17 protein-coding genes are annotated in these 16,340 nt (G+C 60.3%); 1 reads left to right on the forward strand and 16 read right to left on the reverse strand.

What is annotated here, in order from left to right:
* Nucleotides 1–25 precede the first annotated feature (25 nt).
* From ispG to trmJ, 10 genes are all read right to left on the reverse strand, one after another.
* On the reverse strand, nucleotides 26–1,141 hold the full coding sequence (gene ispG, locus CWI66_RS11990) for a flavodoxin-dependent (E)-4-hydroxy-3-methylbut-2-enyl-diphosphate synthase (RefSeq protein ID WP_081195246.1): 1,116 nt from the start codon (nucleotides 1,139–1,141) through the stop codon (nucleotides 26–28).
* 8 nt (nucleotides 1,142–1,149) lie between these two features.
* Nucleotides 1,150–2,067, reverse strand: coding sequence for a RodZ domain-containing protein (locus CWI66_RS11995; protein ID WP_081195248.1), 918 nt, complete (start codon nucleotides 2,065–2,067; stop codon nucleotides 1,150–1,152).
* A 40-nt stretch (nucleotides 2,068–2,107) separates the two neighbouring features.
* Nucleotides 2,108–2,839, reverse strand: coding sequence for a type IV pilus biogenesis/stability protein PilW (gene pilW / locus CWI66_RS12000; RefSeq protein ID WP_081195250.1), 732 nt, complete (start codon nucleotides 2,837–2,839; stop codon nucleotides 2,108–2,110).
* A gap of 101 nt (nucleotides 2,840–2,940) precedes the next feature.
* On the reverse strand, nucleotides 2,941–4,119 hold the full coding sequence (gene rlmN / locus CWI66_RS12005) for a 23S rRNA (adenine(2503)-C(2))-methyltransferase RlmN (RefSeq protein WP_026001827.1): 1,179 nt from the start codon (nucleotides 4,117–4,119) through the stop codon (nucleotides 2,941–2,943).
* Between the two features lie 81 nt (nucleotides 4,120–4,200).
* Nucleotides 4,201–4,626, reverse strand: coding sequence for a nucleoside-diphosphate kinase (ndk, locus tag CWI66_RS12010; RefSeq protein ID WP_016914919.1), 426 nt, complete (start codon nucleotides 4,624–4,626; stop codon nucleotides 4,201–4,203).
* A gap of 168 nt (nucleotides 4,627–4,794) precedes the next feature.
* Nucleotides 4,795–5,121 (reverse strand): HesB/IscA family protein, encoded by a 327-nt coding sequence (locus tag CWI66_RS12015; protein ID WP_016914918.1) that lies wholly within the window; start codon nucleotides 5,119–5,121, stop codon nucleotides 4,795–4,797.
* A 28-nt stretch (nucleotides 5,122–5,149) separates the two neighbouring features.
* Nucleotides 5,150–6,340 (reverse strand): aminotransferase class V-fold PLP-dependent enzyme, encoded by a 1,191-nt coding sequence (locus CWI66_RS12020; RefSeq protein WP_100731801.1) that lies wholly within the window; start codon nucleotides 6,338–6,340, stop codon nucleotides 5,150–5,152.
* A 31-nt stretch (nucleotides 6,341–6,371) separates the two neighbouring features.
* Complete coding sequence (iscR, locus tag CWI66_RS12025; protein WP_100731802.1) at nucleotides 6,372–6,839, reverse strand: Fe-S cluster assembly transcriptional regulator IscR; 468 nt, start codon at nucleotides 6,837–6,839, stop codon at nucleotides 6,372–6,374.
* Between the two features lie 76 nt (nucleotides 6,840–6,915).
* The gene (gene cysE / locus CWI66_RS12030; protein ID WP_100731803.1) at nucleotides 6,916–7,779 is read right to left on the reverse strand and encodes a serine O-acetyltransferase; all 864 of its coding nucleotides are present in this window, start codon (nucleotides 7,777–7,779) and stop codon (nucleotides 6,916–6,918) included.
* 118 nt (nucleotides 7,780–7,897) lie between these two features.
* Complete coding sequence (gene trmJ / locus CWI66_RS12035) at nucleotides 7,898–8,653, reverse strand: tRNA (cytosine(32)/uridine(32)-2'-O)-methyltransferase TrmJ (protein ID WP_100731804.1); 756 nt, start codon at nucleotides 8,651–8,653, stop codon at nucleotides 7,898–7,900.
* Nucleotides 8,654–8,793: 140 nt separating this feature from the next.
* Between trmJ and CWI66_RS12040 the strand changes: the two genes are divergently transcribed.
* Nucleotides 8,794–9,588 (forward strand): inositol monophosphatase family protein, encoded by a 795-nt coding sequence (locus CWI66_RS12040; protein WP_100731805.1) that lies wholly within the window; start codon nucleotides 8,794–8,796, stop codon nucleotides 9,586–9,588.
* 83 nt (nucleotides 9,589–9,671) lie between these two features.
* Here the strand turns inward: CWI66_RS12040 and secF are convergent, their stop codons facing one another.
* The 6 genes from secF to CWI66_RS12070 form a co-directional block, all read right to left on the reverse strand.
* Nucleotides 9,672–10,598: a protein translocase subunit SecF gene (gene secF, locus CWI66_RS12045; RefSeq protein ID WP_100731806.1), complete on the reverse strand. Its 927-nt coding sequence runs from the start codon at nucleotides 10,596–10,598 to the stop codon at nucleotides 9,672–9,674.
* 48 nt (nucleotides 10,599–10,646) lie between these two features.
* Entirely contained in the window at nucleotides 10,647–12,500 is a 1,854-nt protein-coding gene (gene secD, locus CWI66_RS12050) for a protein translocase subunit SecD (protein ID WP_016914911.1), read from the reverse strand.
* A 134-nt stretch (nucleotides 12,501–12,634) separates the two neighbouring features.
* A complete protein-coding gene (yajC, locus tag CWI66_RS12055; RefSeq protein ID WP_016914910.1) occupies nucleotides 12,635–12,961 on the reverse strand; it encodes a preprotein translocase subunit YajC in 327 nt (108 codons plus the stop codon).
* A 74-nt stretch (nucleotides 12,962–13,035) separates the two neighbouring features.
* On the reverse strand, nucleotides 13,036–14,163 hold the full coding sequence (gene tgt / locus CWI66_RS12060; protein ID WP_100731807.1) for a tRNA guanosine(34) transglycosylase Tgt: 1,128 nt from the start codon (nucleotides 14,161–14,163) through the stop codon (nucleotides 13,036–13,038).
* Nucleotides 14,164–14,216: 53 nt separating this feature from the next.
* Nucleotides 14,217–15,248 (reverse strand): tRNA preQ1(34) S-adenosylmethionine ribosyltransferase-isomerase QueA, encoded by a 1,032-nt coding sequence (gene queA, locus CWI66_RS12065; RefSeq protein ID WP_100731808.1) that lies wholly within the window; start codon nucleotides 15,246–15,248, stop codon nucleotides 14,217–14,219.
* A gap of 114 nt (nucleotides 15,249–15,362) precedes the next feature.
* Nucleotides 15,363–16,304, reverse strand: coding sequence for a LysR family transcriptional regulator (locus CWI66_RS12070; protein WP_084812743.1), 942 nt, complete (start codon nucleotides 16,302–16,304; stop codon nucleotides 15,363–15,365).
* Nucleotides 16,305–16,340 lie beyond the last annotated feature (36 nt).

A 16,340-nucleotide genomic window follows, 5' to 3' on the forward strand; every position in this document is an offset into this window, starting at 1 on the left:
CCGCCTGTTGCAGGCAACGCAGGTGTCAAACGCTGCGTGCAATCATGTTCTCTTGCTGCTGCTCTTTCTGGCGTACCTTGTCGCGGATCAGCTTTTCCAGGTCATCCACCAGATGGTCGTTACGCAGCTTGCTGGCAGGTTTGCCGTCGATGTAGACCAGGTTGGCGGGTGATCCACCGGTCAGCCCGATGTCGGTCTCCTTGGCTTCGCCAGGGCCGTTGACCACGCAGCCAATCACCGAGACATCCAGCGGGGTCATGATGTCTTCCAGGCGCTCTTCCAACTGGTTCATGGTGCTGATGACATCGAAGTTCTGCCGTGAGCAGCTGGGGCAGGCGATGAAGTTGATGCCCTTGGCGCGCAGCTTCAGGCTCTTGAGCATGTCGAAGCCGACCTTGATCTCTTCCACCGGGTCGGCGGCCAGCGAGACGCGAATGGTATCGCCGATGCCATCCATCAACAGCATGCCGAGACCAATCGATGACTTGACCGTGCCCGAGCGTAGGCCACCCGCTTCGGTAATGCCCAGGTGTAGCGGCTGCTCGATACGGGTGGCCAGGTCGCGGTAGGCAGCCACGGCCATGAACACGTCCGAGGCTTTGACGCTGACCTTGAACTCCTGGAAGTCGAGCCGATCCAGGTAGTCGATATGGCGCATGGCCGATTCGACCAGCGCGGCGGGCGTAGGCTCGCTGTACTTCTTTTGCAGGTCCTTTTCCAGCGAGCCGGCATTGACGCCAATGCGAAGCGGAATGCCGTGTTCGCGGGCCGCGCTGACCACCGCACGGACGCGATCTTCGCGGCCAATATTGCCGGGGTTGATGCGCAGGCAGTCCACGCCCAGCTCGGCGACTCGCAGGGCAATCTTGTAGTCGAAGTGGATGTCGGCCACCAGCGGTACGTCGACCCGCTGCTTGATCTTGCCGAAGGCTTCAGCGGCATCCATATCGGGAACCGACACGCGGACGATGTCGGCACCGGCTTTTTCCAACTGCTGGATCTGGCCCACCGTGGCATCCACATCCAGGGTGTTGGTGTTGGTCATGCTCTGAACGGCAATCGGGGCGTCGCCGCCCACGGCAACGCTGCCAACCTGTATCTGGCGCGAGGGGCGACGTTTGATCGGAGAAGGGGCGTGCATAGGGCGGGTCACTCTCCCAAGGTAAAGCGGGCAACATTGTTGGCACCCGCACGTTGCGCCAGGTTGACGGTATCGCCTTGATAACGCAGCTCGACACCGGTGGCATTACCGATCGTCAAACGAAAAGGCGGTGTACCCTCGACGCTGGCCGTGGTGCCAGGCGCTTGCAGACCAACGAAAACGCGCTGGTTGTTGGCATCGAAAATTTCGGTCCAGGACTGCTCGTTGAACGTCAACTCCAGCAGGTTGGGGTTGGCGATGGGCTCCGGCGCGGTGTCTTCTGCCTCTGCTTCCGGCGCTTGTACCTCGGCGACATCGGTCGCGGGCTTGGCTGGGGCATCGGTGGCGTCGGTGTCGGCGACTTCGTCATCCATGCTGACCTGGGGTTCGTCGATCATGGGCGGAATCACCACCGGCGTAGGTTCGACCACCGGTTCGGCGGGTGGGGGCGTTGTAGTGTCGGCGGCATCCTCTTCCAGCGTGGAAGACGTACCCATGCTCGGGGGTTCGCTGCCACCACGGCTCTGCCACCAGGCGACGGTAACGCCAATCAGGCCCACGATCACCAACAGGGTGACCAGCTTGAATAGCCAGGCGCCCACCTTTGACGGTGGGCGGGTGACGGCAACGGGCGTGACCTTGCGTTCGGACTCACTGCCCCCGTGGCGCGCTTGATACGCCTCCAGTACCAGCCGTTCATCAAGCCCCAGATATTTTGCATAGGAGCGTAGGTAGCCGCGGCGGTAGGCCGTGACGGGAATTTCTTCGTAGTTGTCTTTTTCCAGGCCTTCGACCACAGCGGTGCGCAGGTTGAGTACACGGGCAGCATCACTGATGGGCACCCCCAGCGCTTCGCGTTGGCGTGAGAGCAGTTCGCCAGCGGTGCTGGTGGGGGTAACGCTATCGTGTAACGGTGTCTCGCTCATGGCTGAGCATCCTTCAAAAATTAGGTGGTCAGGGCAGTGATCAAGGAGTCAGCAGGCGTTGGTATTCGTCTGCCGTAGCGGTGTCGCCACGGGCGAGGGCGATATCTACCGCCATTTCCAACGCTGCCGGGTCGGGGCCTGCCAGCTGCAGGTAGCTTTGCAGTGGCTCCCAGGCCTGATCGTAGCGGCCCTGCGAAACTTCCAGTTCGGCTAACATTAAATACCCGCGTGTATTGCGCGGGTCGATACTCTGGGCGCGCTGCAAACGGTCGCGCGCCTTGTCAAATTCGCCAGTCGCCAGGTAGCACTGACCCAGGTTGGTGAATAGCTGGGCACGACTGGCGTATTGTGCATCTTCGGAGGCGATTTCCAACTGCTCGCAGGCCTCCGGGTAACGCCCCTGTTGATACAGGAATGCGGCGTAGTTGTTACGTCCTCGCGTGAACGAGGGCGAGACGTTCAGGGCCTGCTGGAAATAGCGGTTGGCCAGCTCACGCTCCCCCTGCTGCTGATAGACCAGGGCAATCGCCTGAAGTGCCTCTGGGTGGCGGGCATCCAGTTCCAGCGCACGATCCAGCGCGTTCAGGGCGCGGGGCAGATTGTCACGCTCCAGGTAGGCCACTCCCAGCTGGGCATAGGCATCGGCGGCGTCGGGATTGCTTTCATTGAACGTGGGCGTCGAGGTTGCACAGCCTGCCAGCAGCAGGCTGCCAGCAAGGACGGACAGCATGGGCACTCTGAAAAAGGAGAAGCACCTGCGATGACCGATCATGTATGTCCTCTTGAACAGTGCGGCCTTGCTCACACTAATGACGTTAGTAAAAAAACGTGTCCATCAAAGCGCTGTGTTGTGTGGAAGTCAAGACAGCGGCCTTAGTCTGCATCCAGTTGAACCGATTGAATATAGCGCGCACTGCGCTTGGTGCGGTCCTTTACGCGTCCGACCAGCTGCCCGCAGGCGGCATCGATGTCATCCCCACGGGTGGTACGGACAGTGGCGTTGTACTCCAGGTCATAAAGCCATTGCTGAAAACGCATGACCTGGTTGCGCGAGGGCTTTTCATAACCCGAATTGGGAAACGGGTTAAAGGGAATCAGGTTGATCTTGCAGGGCAGCTCCTTGAGGAGCGCGGCCAGCTGTTCGGCGTGTTCCTGCTGATCATTCACGTCCTTGATCAAGGTGTACTCGATGGTCACCTGACGATTGTCCGGGCATTTGGACAAATAGCGATGACAGGCATCCAGCAAGGCACGAATGTTGTACTTGCGGTTGATCGGGACGAGTTCGTTACGCAGCTCATCGGTGGAGGCGTGCAGCGAAATCGCCAGGCTGACGTCGATCTCATCGCCGAGTTTATCCATCATCGGCACGACGCCCGAGGTGGACAGGGTGACGCGGCGCTTGGAGAGGCCATAGCCGTTGTCGTCGAGCATCAGCTTCATGGCGGGCACGACGTTGTCGAAATTCAACAGCGGTTCGCCCATGCCCATCATGACCACGTTGGTCACCGGACGGTTGGCGGTGTCCCGCCGAGGGCCGACGCTGCGTTGCGCTACCCACACCTGGCCAATGATCTCTGCAGCCGTCAGGTTACGCTGGAAGCCCTGTTTGCCCGTGGAGCAGAAGCTGCAATCCAGCGAACAGCCGACCTGTGACGATACGCACAGGGTGCGTCGTTTACCGTTCTCTGCCGGGATCAGCACCGTCTCGACATAGCTGCCATCTTCCACTTCGAGCACCCACTTGCGCGTGCCGTCGCTGGAGGTGCCTTCATACACGACGCCTGGGCCGCGAATCTCGGCCACCTGAGCGAGCTTGTCGCGCAGCGGTTTGGACAGGTTGGTCATCACGGCAAAGTCATCGACGCCCTCCTGGTGGATCCACTTCATGACCTGGGTGGCACGGAATTTCTTCTCACCAATGGAGGAAAAGAAGACTTCCATTTGCTCACGGGAAAGCCCCAGCAGGTTCTGGCGTGCGGGCTCCGCCTGCGAGGCAAGGTCAGGCGTGGCGAGGGAAGACGGTGATGATGGGGCGGCAGTGGTAGTCATGGCGGTCAGCGTTCAGAAAGAGGCGGGGGCCAGGCCCCCGCAAAAATGGCCGGCAACGAATGTTGAAACGGCAGCGCTGGTTTAGCGCGGGCAGATTTCGTCGTTACCGAAGAAGTAGCTAATTTCGCGTGCAGCGCTTTCGGCTGAGTCGGAACCATGGACAGCGTTGGCGTCGATTGTTTCCGCGAAGTCGGCGCGGATGGTGCCCGGAGCGGCTTCTTTCGGGTTGGTAGCCCCCATCAGTTCACGGTTCTTGGCAATGGCGCCTTCCCCTTCCAGCACCTGTACGACGACCGGACCAGAGGTCATGAAGCCGACCAGATCCTTGAAGAAAGGGCGCTCTTTGTGCTCGGCGTAGAAACCACCGGCTTTCTCTTCGGAAAGGTGCAGCATCTTGGCCGCGACCACTTTCAGGCCAGCCTTTTCGAAGCGTGCGATGATGTCACCGATGGCATTCTTGGCCACGGCATCGGGCTTGATGATGGAAAGAGTACGTTCAATCGCCATGCAGAAATCTCCTGGAAAGGGATAAAGCAGAAATTGCCGCCCCGGCAAGCCTGGGCGGCACAGAGAAGTATGTCCGGCTGCGTCCATAGGCTATGCCGCAGGCCGAGTGGCCGCGATTATAGCGTCTCACGCAGGGGATGAATACCGATGAGTGACGTCAAAGAGTGCTTAAACGGTAAAGCTTTCACCGCAGCCGCACTGATCCTTGACGTTGGGGTTGTTGAAGCGGAAGAAGCGATTGAGCCCTTCGCTGACGTAATCCACTTCGCTGCCGTCCAGCATCTCGACAGCATCGGTGGCCACATAGACGCTGGCCCCGTGGGACTCGAAGTGCACGTCATCCGGCTGAGCCTCGTCGGCAAAGTCGAGCACGTAGCTGTAGCCCGAACAGCCGCTGGGTTTGACGGATACCCGAAGGCCAAGCCCCTTGCCGCGCTCTTCGAGGACGCGGTGGATCTGCTCGGCGGCGGCGGGGGAAATGTTAAGCGTTGCCATGGAGCACTCTCCTTGAAAAGTCGGTCGGTCAGCGGCCAGGCGTAGTGGTCTGGCGCGCCGAAGCACGCAGGCCGCTGACGGCGTGGTGCAATAATGTCAGTGCGTGGTCGATATCGGCTGGCTGGGTAAACCGCCCAAAGCTCAAGCGCAGCGAGGAGAGCGCCAGCCGACGAGGCGTACCGATGCCCAGCAGGACGTAAGAGGGATCGACGCTGGCCGAATTGCAGGCGGAGCCCGTGGACACGGCGACGTCGCGCAGAGCCATCAACAGCGCTTCGCCATCGACGCCCTCGAACGCGAGATTGAGAATATTGGGCACCCCGTGCTGCTGGGGCGAGTTGGGGATGACGCCGTCCAGTGTGCTCAGGCCATTCAGCAACTGCTCGCGAAGGGTGGCAACATGGGCCTGATCCTGGGTCTGCTGCTGTTGCATGACGGCAAAGGCTTCTCCCATACCCGCAATCTGATGGGTGGGCAGGGTGCCGGAACGCATACCACGCTCGTGACCGCCGCCGTGAATCAGCGCTTCGACACGTATGTCCGGGTGGCGTTTCACGTACAGAGCGCCCACCCCTTTGGGGCCATAGGCTTTATGGGCAGACAGCGACATCAAGTCGATGTGCTGTTCGACCACGTCCAGCGGGATGCGTCCTACCGCCTGAGCGGCATCGGTATGGAAGGCCGCGCCAAAGTCGTGGGCCACGGCGGCCAGCGCCGCGATGTCGTTGATGCTGCCCAGCTCGTTGTTCACTGCCATCAGCGACACCAGGGCGGTGTCATCGCGCATGGCCTCGCGCAGCTGTTCGGGGGTGATGCGCCCGTCCCGCTGGGGCTTGAGCCAGGTGACCTCGAAGCCTTCGCTTTCCAGCGCCCTGGCGGTATCCACCACGGCCTTGTGTTCGATGGACGAAGTGACCAGGTGCATGCCGCGCTGGCGATTGGCGCGCATGAAGCCGATCAGCGCCAGGTTGTTGGCTTCGGTAGCACCGCTGGTCCACACGATCTCGCGGGGGTCGGCATGAATCAGGTCGGCCACCTGGCGCCGTGCCTGCTCCACCACCTGCTCTGCCTGCCAGCCCAGCATGTGGCTGCGCGATGCCGGGTTGGCAAACAGTTGGTCGACGGTCAGGTAGCGCGTCATTACCTCGGCCACACGCTCGTCTACCGGCGTGGTGGCGGCATAGTCGAGGTAAATGGGCAGTGAGGGTGTGGCGGTCATGGGCTTGATTTCCAACGGGCAGTGAGTGGCGTCAGGGGGACGAAGCAAGGATCCCGGCGTCGGCGCGCTGCTTCTGTCGAGCGGCAATACGAATGACGTCCGGGCGCTGCATCAGCTGCGCCAGCGTCACGTCATCCAGAAAGTGGCGTATCTGACCCGAAAGTTCGCACCACAAGTGGTGGGTCAGGCAGGTGTCGCCCTGCTGGCAGTCGGAAAGCCCCTGGCAGCGGGTGGCATCGACGGTTTCATTGACCGCATCGATGACCTGGGACACGCTGATCTCGGCGGCAGGTCTGGCAAGAAGATAACCGCCGCCCGGACCACGCACGCTGGAGACCAGCCCGCTGCGCCGCAGCCGCGCAAACAGCTGCTCCAGATACGAGAGCGAGATCTCCTGGCGCTGGGATATATCGCCAAGGCTGGTGGGGCCTTGTGGCGTATTGATCGCCAGATCCAGCATGGCGGTAACGGCGTATCGGCCTTTGGTCGTCAAGCGCATAACAGGTACCTCGTCGCTGAGCCTCAGCGCACTGGCGGCAAGTGTAACGCCATTATGGAAATCCTGAGTGCTTTGGTCAACTATTGGGACGGCGGTTGGCGTCATCAGCGGTATCCACTGCTTCACTGCGCGTCTTGCCCAGCCCGGGGCAGCCGGTATCGGCCTCATCCAGAATGTCGGCGAAGTCCTCATCTCTCAGTTCGGGCAGTTGGCCGTCACGGTAGCTGGCATCCAGCTTGCGCAGGGTAGAGCACATGCGCTCGATACGCTCGTCCACCGCGTGCATATGGTCCAGCATGGCCTGCATGGAGCGTGCCACTGGGTCGGGCATGTCCTGGCTAACGCCATAGGCATCGAAGCCGAATTTCTGGCAGATGGCTTCGCGTCGGGCCGGGTCGATATCCAGCGCTTCCTCGATATCGGGCTCGGCGCGCTTGACGATCTTGCCGGGAATGCCGACCACCGTTGCGCCTGCGGGCACCTCTTTGGTGACCACGGCATTGGAGCCAATCTTGGCACCGGCCCCAACCGTGAACGGCCCCAGGATTTTGGCACCAGCCCCGACGATCACGCCATCTTCCAGGGTGGGGTGGCGTTTGCCCTTATTCCAGCTGGTGCCGCCCAGGGTAACCCCCTGATAGAGCGTCACGTTGTCGCCGACTTGGGCGGTTTCGCCGATCACCACGCCCATGCCGTGATCGATAAAGAAACGCCGACCAATGGTGGCGCCGGGGTGAATCTCGATGCCGGTCATCCAGCGGGAGAACGTCGACAGCGTGCGCGCCAGCCACTTGAAGTTCTTCTTCCATAGCCAGTGGCCACAACGGTGCAGCAGCAGGGCATGCAGGCCCGGGTAGTTGGTCAAGACCTCGAGAAAGTTGCGTGCCGCTGGGTCGCGGTCGAATACGCTGTTGATGTCTTCGCGCAGGCGTTGAAACATGGGAGTGTCCTTGGGCGTAAAAGCGGCAGCGGGGCAGGCTGTGTATGAGTCGGCCCCCAAATGTGGGGGCGCCACGGGATAACTTCAAGTTTAGGCCATGGGGCGACGATAACGCCTCTCAGCGCGGCGTTGTGTTCGGCTGGGCGGCCTTTTCCGTGGCCGACAGGATGCCGCGCAGAATGTTCATCTCCATTTTTTCGGGGCGAGCACGCAGGTACAGGCGGCGCAGGCGTGCCATCAACTGGCGCGGCTGTGCGGGATCATGAAACTCGATGGCGATCAGCGTGCGCTCCAGGTGCTCGAAGTACCGCTCCAGCTCTTCGTGGGACGCCAGCGCGGCCTCTTCGTCATCCTCTTGAGCGGGGGGCGCATCGGCTTGCGTCAGCCAGGCCATGCGACACTCGTAGGCGAGTACCTGTACCGCCGCCGCCAGGTTCAGCGAGCTGAAATCCGCATTGGTGGGAATGTGTACGTGGGCATGGCAGCGCTGCAGCTCGGCATTGGTCAAGCCGCTGTCCTCGCGCCCAAACACCAGCGCGATGCGCGCATTGGCAGGGCGGCACTCCGTGGGCAGCCGCTCGGCCAGCGCTCGGGGGGAGATCATTGGCCAGGGCAGCGTACGTGAGCGGGCACTGGCACCCACGGCCAGGGTGCAGTCGGCCACGGCATCTTCCAGCGTGGCATGAATGGTTGCCTGATGGAGCAGATGGTCGGCCCCTGACGCCCGGGAGATGCTCTCCTGGGTGAGCACGTCGCAGCGGGGGGCAACGAGCGCCAGATCCGCCAGGCCCATGTTGTGCATGGCGCGCGCCACGCCGCCAATATTGCCAGGATGGCTGGTGCCAATAAGAACGATTCGAATGCGGTCAAGCATGATAAGCCCGGTTCACGACGTAAAAGGCGCAGTTTAGCACGAGTCGATGGCATGCCCGAGGGGCCTCTGATAGAATTGCCCGCCATTAAGGTGTCCTGCGCCTGCCCCGTTCTTTAACATCACTGTGACAAGGCCCGATCATGAATCCAATGGTCCAATTTACGCTGCGCGCTGCGCGTAGCGCGGTTGAACATTTTCTGCGTGTCCGTGAGCGTATCGAAAACGCCCACGAAGAATTCAATCTCGACCGCCTGCTGGAAGACACGGCCCGCAAGGCCGAAGCCACCATCGTTCAGCAACTGCAGCGCGGCTATCCGCAGCATGGCTTCTCCGGCCGCTATACCCCCCATCAGGCGGGTAAAGGCGAAGGCGAAGAGATCGTTTGGAAGATCGAACCCCTGCATGGCTATTCCAACCTGGCCGTGGCAGGCAAGGGCTTTGCACTCTCAGTGGTGTGTCTGATCAAAGGTCGCCCCGAACACGCGGTGGTGGTCTCTCCCTTTGGCGATGACGAATACATCGCCAGCCGTGGCCGTGGCGCCCAGCACAACGACAAACGTATGCGCGTGAGCAAGCCCACGGCCATTCCCGGTACCCGCATGGCCATGAGCCTGCCGGAAGCCTGGCTGCGCCCCAGCCATCTGCCTGCCTACCTGACCGTGACGCAGCAACTGGCCCCCCAGGTGGAAACCCTGGTCGCCACGGGCTCTGGCCTGCTGGACATTTGCGAACTGGCCGCTGGCCGCGTCGACAGCGTGTTCGTTCTGGGCCTGGAAGAGCAGGACATGCAGGTCGGTACGCTGCTGCTGAAAGAAGCCGGCGCGCTGATGGGCACGCCCAACGGCCAGCCCACCGTGACCGCAGAAGGCCAACTGATGGCCGCTGGTCCGCGCCTTTATAAAGCACTGATCAAACAGCTGGCGCCGCATTTCTGAGCGTAATGTCAGTTCCCTGGTGATATGAAAAAGGCCTTGTCGCGTAAGCGGCAAGGCCTTTTTCTGAAGGGAGCATTCGTGCCTTACGGCAGCTCTTCTTCCTCTTCATCCACTTCTTTCCTGGTCGGGATCAGGTCTTCCCGAGAAAGCTTGAGCGGAATCAGCAGGGCGCCAGCGATATAGATGGAAGAGAAGGTACCCACACCCACGCCTATCAGCAAAGCGATAGCGAAGTTTTCGATCATGTCGCCGCCCAGCAGCAGCAAGGCCAGCAGCACCAGGATGGTGGTACCCGACGTTGCCAGCGTACGCGAGAGCGTGGCATTGATCGCTTCGTTGATGATTTGCCCCATGTTGTCGATCCGCGACGTGCGAATGGACTCGCGGATACGGTCGTACACCACGATGGTATCGTTGAGGGAATAACCGATGACCGCGAGCAGTGCGGCCAGTACCGTCAGGTTGAAGTCGAGCTGGAACAGCGCGAAGACACCCACCACGATGATCACGTCGTGCATCAGCGCCAGCAGAGCGCCGACGGCGAACTTGTACTGAAAGCGCAAGGCCACGTAGACCATCACGACGCCGAGGGCCACCAGCATGCCCATGCCGCTCTGGTCGCGCAGTTGCTCACCTACCTGAGCACCCACGAACTCCGCGCGCACCAGATTGACGTCAGCGCCATCGGCGCGCAGCAGCCCGACGATTTCGCTGCCGATGTCGGGGTCAAAGGCCTGCTGCAGGCGAATCAGGATTTCGGTGGAAGCACCGAAGGTTTGCACGGACACATCCTGAAAACCGCTGTTTTCCAGCAGTTGGCGAATGGCATCCAGCGACGGTGCGGCACCGTAACGTACTTCGACCAGGGTGCCGCCCGTGAAGTCCAGCCCCAGGTTGAGCTGCTGAACAACGATAGCACCGATAGAGACGATCAGCATCACCGCCGAGACGATGAACGCAAGGTTGCGTCGTCCCATGAAGTCGATGCGTAGCTGCGATAGGGGTTTCATTACCACCTCTTCAATTCTGTGCGGAGCGCGTATGTCTGCTTCACGAGATCAGATCCAGAGCTTCTTGACGGGCTTGCTGCCATAGGTGAGGTTGACCATGGCGCGCGTGACCAGCAGGGCCGTGAACATCGAGGTCAGGATACCGATGGAGAGCGTTACCGCGAAGCCTTTGACCGGGCCAGTACCAATCGAGAACAGGATGATGGCCACCAGCAGGGTGGTGATATTGGCATCCACGATCGAGGTGAAGGCACGCTCGTAACCCGCATGAATGGCTTGTTGAATCGACAGACCGTTGCGCAACTCTTCGCGTATACGTTCGAAGATCAGTACGTTGGCATCTACCGCCATACCCAGGGTCAGCACGATACCGGCAATGCCCGGCAGGGTGAGGGTGGCCCCCAGCATCGACATCACGGCAATCAGCAGGGTCAGGTTGAGCGCCAGCGCCACGTTGGCGAAGATGCCGAACACCTTGTAGCGGATCAGCATGAACATCACCACCAGCAGCAGGCCAATCTGAACCGAGAGCAGGCCGCGCTCGATGTTCTCCTGACCCAGGCTTGGGCCGATGGTACGTTCCTGCACGAAGTAGATGGGCGCAGCCAGAGAGCCTGAGCGCAGCAGCAGGGCCAGTTCGGCAGCTTCGGTGGGCGAGTCGAGCCCGGTAATGCGGAAGCTGTTGCCCAGTGCGCTCTGGATGGTCGCCAGGCTGATCAAGCCGCGCTCCGTGTAGGGCTCGCGAATGATGGTCTGCTCGCCAGTCTCCGGGTCGGTCTCGACGCGGTCTTCGCTCTTGTGCTCGATGAACAGCACCGCCATGTTGCGCCCGATGTTGGTGCGCGTGGCGCGGTTCATCAATGTACCGCCGGTGCCATCCAGGTTGATGTTGACCTGTGGGCGGCCATTTTCATCGAAGCTGTGGCTGGCGCTGGAAACGCTGTCACCGGTAATGATCACGTCCCGCATCAGGTCCGCAGAACGGCCGCTGTCGTTACGGAAGTCGAAGCGCTCGGTTTCCATGTCGGGCGTGTCGTTACGCGCTTCCAGACGGAACTCCAGGTTGGCCGTGGCGCCGACGATGCGCTTGGCCGCCACCGTGTCCTGAATGCCGGGCAGCTCGACCACGATCTGGCTGGGGCCCTGGCGCTGTACCATTGGCTCGGCTACGCCCAGCTCGTCGACACGGTTACGCAGGGTGGTCAGGTTCTGGTTGACCGCATAGTCCTGAATCTCGCTGACCGTTGCGTCGCTGAGTGACATGACCAGACGGGAGGCTCGGCCATCGCCCTGGTTGCTGTAATCGAAGTTGGGGAAGTCGCGGCTGATCAATCGGCGAGCTGCGTCGCGATCTTCGCTGCTGGCAAAATCGATGGACAGCGAACGCTCGGCGATCTCCGTATTGCGGTAGCGGATACGCTCGCCACGCAGCAGTTCACGAATGGCGCTGGCATTGACTTCCAGGCGCTGGGTCAGGGCCGCTTCCATATCGACTTCCAGCAGGAAGTGAACGCCGCCGCGCAGGTCCAGACCCAGCGTCATGGGTGTGGCGGAGAAGGCCTGCAGCCAACCGGGCGTGGCTTCCGCCAGGTTCAAGGCAACGGTGGCACCGCTACCCAGCACGTCGGCCGCGATATCACGCGCATTCAGCTGGTCATCGTTGCTCTGCAAACGAATCAACCACTGCCCGTCGACCTCTTCCACGGCCTTGATGGCAATGTCGTTGTCGGTCAGCGCTTGTTCGACGCGATTGATTTGCCGCTCATCGAGCATGTTGCCTTGGGCATCGCTCACCTGAATGGCGGGATCGGCGGGAAATAGATTGGGAAGCGAATAGATAAGGCCAACCACCAGGACGACCAGTATCAGCAGATACTTCCACAGGGGGTAACGGTTGAGCATGCAAGCCCTGCCTTCAATTACAAACGGAATCGCTGTGCACAGACAAGTTGTGCACAGCAACGTTCACCATCGACGCTACCATGTCACCCCTGCCGGGGTGGCTGGCACGGAGTCGGCAGGGGGAGGTGCGAGCGTTAGATGGACTTAATGGTGCCCTTGGGCAGTACGGCAGCCACGGCATTCTTCTGCACGTTGACTTCGGTACCTTCCGATACTTCTAGGGTCAGGAACTCATCGCTGACTTTGGTCACGCGGCCTACCAGGCCACCACCGATGACCACTTCATCACCCTTGGCCAGGCTGGAGACCAGCTGACGGTGCTGCTTGGCACGTTTTGCCTGGGGGCGCCACAGCAGGAAGTAGAAAATCAGCACAAAGCCGACGAGCATGACGATTTGCGCAATACCACCGCCAGCGGCGGCTTCCTGGGCATGGGCTGGTGAGATGAAGAAATCCAGCATTGCAGAGAACTCCTGAGTTAGAACAATGGGTGAACCGGTTGACGCCACTCAGTATGGCCGATGGCGGTTAGTTATCAGGTTTCAGGTCCCGCAAGGGGAGGCACCGGCAAGCCGCGCCGTGCATAGAAGCCTTCCACAAAGGTCGTCAATGTACCCGCTTCGATTGCTGCGCGCAAATCAGCCATGACGCGCTGGTAGTAGCGCAAGTTATGGATGGTGTTGAGCATCGAACCGAGCATTTCGTTGCAGCGGTCCAGGTGGTGCAGGTAGCCACGGGAAAAATGCTGGCAGGTGTAGCAGTCGCACTCTTCATCCAGTGGACGCGTGTCGAAACGGTGCTTGGCATTGCGGATCTTGACGATGCCGTCCGAGGTGAACAGGTGCCCGTTACGCGCATTGCGGGTCGGCATCACACAGTCGAACATATCCACCCCCCGACGCACGCCTTCAACCAAATCTTCTGGCTTACCAACGCCCATTAAATAGCGCGGTTTCTCATCGGGCATCCAGGTAGGCAGGTAGTCGAGGACTTTAATCATTTCCTCTTTAGGTTCACCTACTGACAGGCCGCCAATCGCCAGCCCATCAAAACCAATATCTAGCAGCCCTTTGAGTGAGCGTTCGCGCAATTCAGGGTACATGCCGCCCTGAATGATGCCGAACAGCGCCGAAGGCGAGTCACCGTGAGCCGTGCGTGAGCGCTTGGCCCAGCGCAGCGACAGCTCCATCGACTTCTCGGCCTCTTCGAAAGTGGCCGGGTAGGGGGTGCACTCATCGAAGATCATCACCACGTCAGAGCCCAGCGAGCGCTGCACGGCCATGGACTCTTCCGGTCCCATGAACACTTTGCTGCCGTCCACCGGCGAGCGGAAGTGCACGCCCTGCTCGGTGATTTTGCGCATCTCGCCCAGCGAGAAGACCTGAAAGCCGCCTGAGTCGGTGAGGATCGGCTTGTCCCACTGGGCGAAGTCGTGCAAGTCGCCGTGGGCTTCGATGACATCGGTGCCCGGGCGCAGCCAGAGGTGGAAGGTGTTGCCCAGGATGATTTCCGCGCCGATCTCTTTCACCGACTCAGGCGTCATGCCCTTGACGGTGCCGTAGGTACCCACTGGCATGAAGGCTGGCGTTTCTACCGTGCCCCGTGGGAAGTGAAGGCGGCCCCGGCGCGCACGGCCGTCTTCCGCAAGGCGCTCAAAGCGCATAAAGCATTCGTTTCGCATCACAATCGCTCGTTGATCTATCGGGTGGCACAGCGCTAGCGGGTGAGCAGCATGGCATCGCCATAGCTGAAAAAGGCGTAGCGCTCTTCTACCGCCGTACGGTAGGCGTGCATGATGTGGTCATAGCCTGCAAAGGACGACACCAGCATCAGCAGCGTCGACTCGGGCAGGTGAAAGTTGGTGATCAGTGCATCGACACAGCGCCACTGGTAGCCAGGGTAGATAAAGATATCGGTATCGCCGCTGAACGGGGCGATCTCGCCGTCGCTGCTTTTCATGCAGGCACTCTCCAGGCAGCGCACGCTGGTGGTGCCTACCGCCACCACGCGCTTGCCGGCCGCCTGGGTATCACGCACCTGCTGGCAGGTGGCTTCGGTGACCTCGATCCACTCGCTGTGCATGTGGTGTTCGAGGATATTGTCGACGCGCACGGGCTGAAAGGTGCCTGCGCCCACGTGCAGCGTCACAAAGGCGCGGTTAATGCCTTTATCGGCAAGGGCGTCCAGCAGCGGCTGATCAAAATGCAGACCCGCTGTTGGTGCCGCCACTGCGCCGTCACGCCGGGCATACACGGTCTGGTAGCGCTCACGGTCGCTGAGTTCGTCTTCGCGGGTAATGTAGGGCGGCAGCGGCATATGGCCGTGCTTTTCAAGCAGCGCGATCATTGGCGTATCGCCCAAAAAGCGCAGCTCGAATAGCGCATCACGACGGCCTTCTACGATGGCGTGAACATCGCCTTCGAAAATCAGCTCGGTGCCGGGTTTCGGCGATTTACTCGAGCGGATATGCGCCAAGCCACGGTGGGCATCCAGTGGGCGCTCAAGCAGCATCTCCACCTTGCCGCCGCTGGCCTTATGACCATGCAGGCGCGCCGGAATTACGCGGGTGTCGTTAAACACCAGCAGGTCGCCCGGTTCCAAAAGCTCGAGCAAATCAGGGAAGCGGCGATGTTCCAACGCACCGCTCTGGCCATCCACGCACAGCAAACGGCAGTCGCTACGCTGCTCAGAAGGGTAACGAGCAATTAACTCGTCGGGTAGTTCGTAATGAAAATCGGAGCGTTGCATGGAGATGGAGACATTTCGCTAGGAGAGTGAAGAGAGCCGAGCATTATACCCGGAAAAAAAGTCCATACAGGATACTCGACTACTTGTTTGAAGTCAGGCGTATCACTCATAGGTTTATATTGAGGTGGTGGAAAAGGGGTAAATCCGACAGATTTCTTTGATTAATCGAGAGGCTGCGAGCGATAGGGGGCGATGCTGACGCACGATGAGGTGTGATTCGGCCTCGATAAACACCTGATGGGCGATAGGTAGCGCTACAAGCTGGCTCCGTGCAAGTTCATGTTTGAGTGCCACCGCCGGCATAAAAGTTACTGCGTGCCCAGCGCTTACGTACTGTTTGAGGGTTGCTAGCGAGTTGCTGACTAGGCTTGGGGTGAAGTGGCGTTTATCGATTATTTCCACGGTGTCGACTAATTGACGCAGACCGTATCCCTTGGATATTAACCCCAGTGGATATTGGAGAATATCATCCAGTGAGAGGGGGGAGGGCAGCTGATTCAGGGGGTGGTCAGGGTGCATTACTGCGCATACCGGTTGGCGAGCCGAGGCTATTGATTGAACACCAGGTAAAAGGCGTGGAGAGTAGGCCAGCCCTATATGCGCATCACCTTCCATAACCCGCGTGACGACCTGGTTTACGCTCGCGTGGGTCACTTCAAAGTGCAGTTTTGGGTGTTGCTGGGAAAAATGATTGACCACTTCGCTCATAAGCGTGGCGCTGTAGCCCTCGCTAATTGCTAATCGAAGCGATCCTCGGCTGAGGTTGTCGAGCTCGGAAAAATCACTGAGCAGTGCAGATTCAGCGGCTTGGCGCTCTCGATGAAAATCAAGCAGTAACTCCCCCGCTTCTGTAGCGCGTACACCTCGCCCATGCCGCTCCAACAGCCTTACCCCCAGCTCCGCTTCCAGGCGTGCGATTTGACGGCTGATAACGGAAGCTTCGATATCCAGTTTGTCCGCCGCGCGACGAATAGAACCCTGCGTCATCGCCTCAAAGGCGTAGCGCATTCGACGCGAATTAAACCCTTCATTATTCAACGGTGCGTGAGATGACATGCCAAGTACCGGTGGTTGGGAAGCAGTGTTGCTCAA

The organism is Halomonas sp. 141 (genome assembly GCF_002810305.1).
In the GTDB taxonomy this organism is placed as follows: domain Bacteria; phylum Pseudomonadota; class Gammaproteobacteria; order Pseudomonadales; family Halomonadaceae; genus Vreelandella; species Vreelandella stevensii.